The organism is Pelomonas sp. CA6 (genome assembly GCF_022549225.1).
In the GTDB taxonomy this organism is placed as follows: domain Bacteria; phylum Pseudomonadota; class Gammaproteobacteria; order Burkholderiales; family Burkholderiaceae_C; genus Roseateles.
In genome coordinates, this window is sequence record NZ_JAKZFD010000025.1 from 1 (window position 1) to 2,457 (window position 2,457).

Consider the following 2,457-nt stretch of genomic DNA (forward strand, 5'->3'; position numbering starts at 1 on the left):
CAGATAAGCAGGAGCTTCGGCACTGGGCGGCACGCGCAAGACGGGCGTCGGCTTCTGCGCCGCCAGCACCTCCACCGACACCGGCAGGGTCGCGACCTGGCCCAGCGGCGCGGAGTCCGGAGCGACCAGCACCAGCCGGGCCCCGCTGTCCTCGACCAGCAGGGCCTGGCGCGCGGCGGGCATCTGCGGATCCAGCGGCACATAGACCGCGCCCACCTTCAGGATGGCCAGCTGCGCCACCACCAGTTCCAGTGACCGCTCCAGCCGCGTGGCGACGGCATCGCCAAGGTCCACGCCCTGCTCGATCAGCGCATGGGCCAGGCCGTTGCTGATCGCGTCGAGTTCCGTGTAGCTGAGCCGGCGCTCGCCGTGCACGGCGGCCAGGGACTCCGGGTAGGCATGCACCACCAGCTCGAACAGCTGCGGCAACGTCCAGGTGGCCGGATAGGGACGCACCCGCTCGGACAGGGCCAGCAGTTCGGCCTGCTCCGAGGCCGGCAGCAGGGGCTGCGGCCAGGCAGCCCCCGTCGCCAGGGACTGCAGCAGCCCCTGCAGCGCCTGCTGCATCAGGGCACAGACGCGCTGAGGCTGCGCCGGCGACTGCGCGAGCACGCTCAGGCTCAGCCCGTCGCCGCCCATGTCGTTGACGCTCAGCGTGAGCGGGTAGTTGGTGCGCTCGTCCGCAACCAGGGGCTCGATGCCCACCAGGGCCTCCGCGTCAACGCCGGCCTCGGCGGCGGGCTGGCCGCCATGGCGATAGTTCATCAGTGCCGTCACCAACGGCACGCCGGACTCCAGCCCGCTGCAGCGCTGCGCCAGCGCCAGCGGCGCGTGCTCGTGGCGCAGCAGCGCCGCCAGGTCCTGCTGAACGCGGCGCGCCGCGGTCTCGGCCTCGCCGTCCAGCAGGACGCGCAGTGGCAGTGTGTTGATGTACAGCCCCAGCGCCCGGTCCGCACCGGAACCCGACTGCATGCGGCCGAACAGCACCGTGCCGAACACCACGTCGTCGCGCCCGCTGACCTGGCCCAGCAGCTGCGCATAGGCCAGATGGCAGAGGCTGGCCACGCTGACGCCCAGCCGGCGCGCCTGGGCGAGCAGGCCGGCGCTCAGGGCCTCGGGCAGGTCCAGATGCGCCTCGCTCACCGCGCTGCCGTCGCTCTGGACGTCGGACATGCCGTAGGGCAGCGTCGCCTCGTCCACCGAAGCCAGGCGCTCGCGGAAGTAGGCCTCATGCTCGGCCGTGCTCAGGCCCAGCCGGGCCTGAGCGACGTGGTTGCGGAAAGGCTGCGCGGGCGCAAGCCCATCGCCGCGCCCGGTCTGCAGCTGAGCCACCTCCTGCTGCAGCACCTCCAGCGCCTGGTGATCCACGACCAGGTGGTGCACCAGCAGCACCATCAGCCAGCTGTCCCGGCCGGGCTCGCGCAGCAGCTGTACCTGCATCAGCGGCGCCTGCTGCAGGCACAGCCGCGTGCGCCGCGCATCGCTGTGCGCCAGCAACGCCTGCAAGGCTTCGTCGCCGCGCGAGGCTTCGTCCACGCCCAGCTCCGCGGCCGTCAGCGTCCGAACCGGCAACTCGGCCTCGCGCTGCACCAGCTGCACCGGCGCATCCAAGCCTTCCCAGTACAGCGCCGTGCGCAGCACATCGTGGCGGCGCAGCAATCGGCGCAGCGCATCCAGGTAGCGCTGCAGGCGCGCCTCGCCGTCGAATCGCAGCGCCGTGCGCAGCAGATAGACGTCGCCGTCGCCGCCCATCAGGTGGTGGAACAGCATGCCTTCCTGCAGCGGTGCCAGCGGATAGATGTCCTGCACGTTGGCGGCCCCGCCCGGCACCTGGGCGACCAGCCCATCGAGCTGTGCCTGGCTGAGCGCCACCAGCGGCAGCATCTCCGGACTGAGGCGCTGCGCGCCGTCCGGAATGCCGTTGGGCGGCACCGCGACCTCGCGCCAGGCACCCTGTTCTCTGCCAAGACGCTCGGCCAGCTGCGCCAGGCTGGGCGCGCTGAACAGCGCGCGCACGTCGCTGGCCAGCCCCGCCTGGCGCATGCGCTCGATCAGCGTCACCGCCAGCAGCGAATGCCCGCCCAACTCAAAGAAGTTGTCATGCCGGCCCACGCGCGGCAGCTGCAACACCTCGGCCCACAGCGCGGCCAGCTGTTCTTCCAGCTCGCCTTGCGGCGCCTCGTACGCGCGCTGCGCATGGTCACCCGCCTCCGGTGCCGGCAGCGCACGGCGGTCCACCTTGCCGTTGGGCGTCAGCGGCAGCGCGTCCAGACGCACGAAGGCACTGGGCACCATGTAGCCGGGCAGCTCGCCGGCCAGCGCCTGGCGCAGCGTGTCGACGTCGAGCTTCTCGTCATCGCGCTGACCCACGACGTAGGCCACCAGCCGCTTCAGCCCCGGCTCGTCTTCGCGCGCCAGCACCACGGCTTCGCGCACCCCGGGCTGCGCCAGCAGTCG

General features: G+C 72.2%; 1 protein-coding gene. It reads right to left on the reverse strand.

Translation table 11 applies throughout. From position 1 onward, the window contains the following. Positions 1 to 2,457: condensation domain-containing protein (locus LZ017_RS21675; protein WP_241399013.1), on the reverse strand; the 2,457-nt coding region annotated here is incomplete at both ends.